4 protein-coding genes are annotated in these 4,456 nt (G+C 45.4%); all 4 read left to right on the top strand.

What is annotated here, in order from left to right; genetic code table 11:
- The first annotated feature begins 355 nt into the window (after positions 1-355).
- The 4 genes from B0T39_RS24465 to B0T39_RS24480 all read left to right on the top strand — a co-directional run bounded on the left by B0T39_RS24465 (position 356) and on the right by B0T39_RS24480 (position 3,914).
- Positions 356-1,192, top strand: coding sequence for a CheR family methyltransferase (locus B0T39_RS24465; RefSeq protein ID WP_081551327.1), 837 nt, complete (start codon positions 356-358; stop codon positions 1,190-1,192).
- A gap of 191 nt (positions 1,193-1,383) precedes the next feature.
- Positions 1,384-1,809, top strand: coding sequence for a hypothetical protein (locus tag B0T39_RS24470; RefSeq protein WP_254894639.1), 426 nt, complete (start codon positions 1,384-1,386; stop codon positions 1,807-1,809).
- 2 nt (positions 1,810-1,811) lie between these two features.
- Positions 1,812-2,852, top strand: coding sequence for a protein-glutamate methylesterase/protein-glutamine glutaminase (locus B0T39_RS24475; protein ID WP_081551331.1), 1,041 nt, complete (start codon positions 1,812-1,814; stop codon positions 2,850-2,852).
- Between the two features lie 24 nt (positions 2,853-2,876).
- Positions 2,877-3,914, top strand: coding sequence for a protein-glutamate methylesterase/protein-glutamine glutaminase (locus B0T39_RS24480; protein ID WP_081551333.1), 1,038 nt, complete (start codon positions 2,877-2,879; stop codon positions 3,912-3,914).
- The last annotated feature ends 542 nt before the right edge of the window (positions 3,915-4,456 follow it).

Raw genomic sequence — 4,456 nt, forward strand, 5'->3', positions numbered from 1 at the left:
TGCAGGATCAAGCGGAGCGGCTGTCTGCGGCGGCGGGCCGGTTCAGCGTGTCGGCGGCAGGTGCGGCGATGGCGTTGGGGATGCCGGCGGCGGGGAGTCCGCGCCTCAGTTCACAGCCGGCGGTGGCTGAGCTGGCAGGGGAGTGGGAAACGTTTTAAGTAGCCTGCTGTAAGAGATTTTGATTATCGGTTAGGCCTAGCTTGTTGGATTGGTATGTTAAGGGAGCTCGAAAATCGTTACTAGAGGTTGGAGAGCAAGGCGTTTTGCGATCTGGGCAGTACGCTCAGGGAGAAACGTGGCTATCGGACCACGTAGCAAGTTTTCGATATTTCTATAAGGGAGTGTGAGGGGGAATATGAGGGATGATCTATCAAATGGACTTCTGAGTAAAGAGTTTGGCTATAGAGTTTCTGATTTTAGGCGTGTGGCCAAGCACATCTACGAGCGGGCTGGTATTGTCATGGCTGACTCAAAACAATCATTAGTTTATGGACGTCTTTCGAAACGATTGAGAACCTTGGGTTTTAAAAACTTTTCTGAATACTTAGATTTTCTTGAGTCAGGGAAAGGAAAAGATGAGTGGCAGGCATTTATTAATGCGCTAACTACGAATCTGACTTATTTTTATCGTGAGGATTATCATTTCCATATTCTGAAAAAACAGGTGGCGGAGCATGGTACTTCTTTTAAAATATGGTGTGCCGCATGTAGTACGGGAGAAGAAGCTTATAGCTTGGCAATGACAGTGCGTGAGGTGCTGGGTCCGCAGGCGGATTCAGTGAAAATTTTAGCCTCCGATATTGACACTAAAGCAATAGCTTTTGCACAGCATGGTATTTACTTGGAAAAACAAACTGAAAATCTTCCCGTGCATCTAAAAAAAGAATATTTATTAAAGGGGATGGGGGGGCATTCAGGTTATGCTCAAGTAAGATCATGTATAAAGAATATGGTGACATTTAGAAGGGTTAATCTGCTTGATGATGTGGACGTGGTGGGGGAGAAATTTGATGCTATTTTTTGCAGGAATGTGTTGATATATTTTGACGCGGAAACTCAAAGAAAAGTTTTGAAAAAGCTAAGAGGATATATCAAGCGTGGCGGTTGTTTATATATTGGACACTCTGAGAATGTGAGAGAATTAACGGCCTTGTTTGCTCGAAGTGATAGATCTGTTTATAAGGCATTATGACAACGGGTAGATGTGGTGGTAGTGGGTACACAGTATATTTTGACAAAGGGTTGGGGGCGACTGTTGTCAGGATTCAGCCGGGTGGCATGGCAGTGGTTGATGAGAGCCTGACCCTATCTACAGTTTTGGGGTCCTGTGTTTCAGTATGCATCTATGATCCTCTCCGATCAATTGGTGGGATGAATCATTTTATGTTGCCTGGGGAGGGAAGGCCATCAATACATGAGGGTGGTATTTCCTCAATGATGTATGGGGCTAATGCCATGGAACAGCTTGTCAATGGTTTGCTCAAGTTTGGAGCCATCAGAGAGCGTTTGATTGCAAAAGTATTTGGTGGTGGCATGGTTGTGGATGAAATAAAATATGTAAAGATAGGTGAGCGCAATGTAGAGTTTGTTAATGATTATTTGATGGCGGAGCGTATTCCGGTTAAAGCGGCTGATGTGTTGGGGACCTCACCTAGGAAAATTTTATTTTCGCCAAGTAATGGTAGAGTTTATCTCAAGAAAATTGCCAAGAATATTGTTCGAACCAAGGTTGCCGATCTTGAGGCTGGTTATGGAGAGAGAGTCAATAAATCGGGCAAAGTTTTTTCTAATGTGGAATGGTTTGACTGATTATGATAAAAGTCCTTGTCGTGGATGATTCGCCAACTATCCGCAGCCTGCTTGGGAAAATAATAAATGATTCCGAGGGGATGTATTGTGTGGGCTTGGCAGAAAGTGCCAATATGGCTCGTGAAATGATTAGGAGCCTTAATCCGGATGTTGTGACTTTAGATCTGGAAATGCCTGGAATGAATGGTCTAGACTTCCTTGAGCGTTTAATGAGGCTGAGGCCGGTGCCAACTATTGTGGTGTCAAGTTATACCTCAACAGGATCGGTAGCTGCTATGCGGGCTCTTGAACTTGGAGCGGTGGATGTTATTGATAAGCCCCATTTCTCTTCTTCGGCAGCTTTAGCTGAATATACTGCTAAGTTGGCAGATATGATTCATGTTGCGGCTAGTGCAAAGTTAAATATAAGGGTGGGTATATTACATGCAGACAAGACTGATGCGAGCAAACGTCTAGGTGCTGCTGCAGGACGATTGAGTAAGTTGATTGCTATTGGCGCCTCGACTGGGGGGACTGAAGCTATTAAATCAGTATTAAAAGATCTGCCGGCGAACGGTCCGCCTGTGCTGATTGTTCAACATATGCCTAAGGGATTCACCCAGTCATTTGCCGAGCGTTTAAATACTATTTGCAAGCTCAGTGTAAAAGAAGCTGAACATGGTGAGCGTTTACATTATGGTTGCGCTTACATTGCTCCTGGAGGGGAGCTGCACTTGGAAGTTGTGTCCGATAGTAGGGGGTTTTACTGTAAGCTGGTAGAAGGGGAGGAGGTCAATCGACACAGGCCATCCGTTGATACTCTGTTTAGATCAGTTGCAAAGTATAGCGGTCGTAAGGCAATAGGAGTGATTTTGACTGGAATGGGAAAAGATGGTGCGAGTGGTTTGCTAGCAATGCGTCAGTCTGGTGCTTGGACAGTGGCACAAGATGAGGGAACATGTGTAGTGTTTGGCATGCCTAAAGAAGCAGTAGAGCTTGGTGCGGTAAGTGAAATTTGTCCATTGGATAAAATTTCTGGCCGAGTGATGAGTATGATAGGTTGATATAAACTGGATTGAGGGTTTGGTATGATTAAAGTGCTGGTAATTGACGACTCTGCGACAATGCGTATTGTGTTGAAAAAACTGATTGATAAAAATGAATATATGGAGTGTATTGGTGTTGCTCCAAATCCGGTAGAAGCTAAAGAAATGATACGTGAGTGTCGTCCAGATGTAATAACACTTGATGTTGAAATGCCTAAAATGAGTGGTTTGGAGTTTCTTGAACGCATGATGCATCTGACTCCTATTCCAGTTATCATGATTTCTACCATGACGGAAGCGGGCTCTGAGGCCGCACTAAGGTCGCTTGAATTGGGAGCGGTTGATTTTATCGCAAAGCCTAAACTTGATATGGCGGAAAGCATTGATGGTTATGCGGCAGAAATCTATAGGAAAATTCAAATCGCTGCGACTGCAAAAATTGGTAAGTTAAGCACCCCATTGCCTGCAATGTCATTGAGTGATGCTACACCAGTAAAAAAGGAGCAGGCAGTAGCAAGAGTCGATGATAAAATCGTTGCATTAGGAGCTGGGACAGGTGGGGTAAGCGCATTGCGAGAAATTTTAATGCTGATGCCAGAAGACTGTCCTCCTATGCTTGTCGTACAGCATTTACCTGCTGTTTTTATGGGGTCATTGGCTAAGAGGCTGGATCAACTGTGTCTGGCCCGTGTTAAGATTGCAGAGCACGGAGAGTTTGTGCGAAAAGGGTGTATTTACGTTTCCAGCGGTGATTCAAACCTGATGATTAAGGCAACTAATGAGGGCTATCGTATTGAATGTGTCTCACTGGGAGAGTCAGGAAGAGTGCAAAGCTCGGTTGACGCGTTGTTTTCATCATTAGCAAGTGCAGCGGGTAAAAATGGTATTGGGGTTATTCTAACTGGCGCAGGTAAGGATGGCGCTGAAGGAATGCGTTTAATGATGGAGGCTGGGGCTTTTAATATTGCACAAAGTGCGGATTGTTGTGTAGTGTTTGATATGCCAAAATCAGCTATTTCTTCTTGCGGGATTACCGAGATTTTATCCTTGAGTGATATTTCCACACGAATTCTGAACTAATATTTAATTTCCTATTCTTATTATGTTGTTGTCGTTGAGTGAGTGAGTGAGTGGGTGAGTGGGTGAGTGGGTGAGTGGGTGAGTGGGTGAGTGGGTGAGTGGGTGAGTGGGTGAGTGGGTGAGTGGGTGGATGGGTGGATGGGGGCTGTGATGCCCATGAAAGCGGAGCTCAAATATTGGATAGCTGTCCGCAGGACTGCCCTAATGTTGGAGGCCATTAAATGTAGAAGTTCAGACCTGCTCTAATGGGATGGACGCCCCCACCTAATGGCATCGATGTCAGAGTGGTAGTGTCAAACCACCGCTCACGGAAGGGGCATCCATCATGAAGATTACGTGTAGAAGTTCCGATTTGATCTGACAGTCAGGCCTTGCCGATAGGTGGGGTTACCCTGATCTTCCCCTGATCTTCCCCTGATCTTCCCCCTCCAGCCATACCAGCGATAAGGAGAGAAGTCCTAGGTTTGCATGGTAGTGGTACTGCTTGATAGTTCGGTGGTCCGCTGCTGGCGATAGCGTGCCGCAAACACTGCTGGTGGTAT

This window comes from Chromobacterium haemolyticum (assembly GCF_002081825.1).
In the GTDB taxonomy this organism is placed as follows: Bacteria; Pseudomonadota; Gammaproteobacteria; order Burkholderiales; family Chromobacteriaceae; genus Chromobacterium; species Chromobacterium fluminis.

Coding starts and splice junctions, on each gene's coding strand:
- B0T39_RS24465 (WP_081551327.1), top strand. CDS start 356: ATGAGGGATGATCTATCAAATGGACTTCTGAGTAAAGAGTTTGGCTAT.
- B0T39_RS24480 (WP_081551333.1), top strand. CDS start 2,877: ATGATTAAAGTGCTGGTAATTGACGACTCTGCGACAATGCGTATTGTG.
- B0T39_RS24470 (WP_254894639.1), top strand. CDS start 1,384: ATGTTGCCTGGGGAGGGAAGGCCATCAATACATGAGGGTGGTATTTCC.
- B0T39_RS24475 (WP_081551331.1), top strand. CDS start 1,812: ATGATAAAAGTCCTTGTCGTGGATGATTCGCCAACTATCCGCAGCCTG.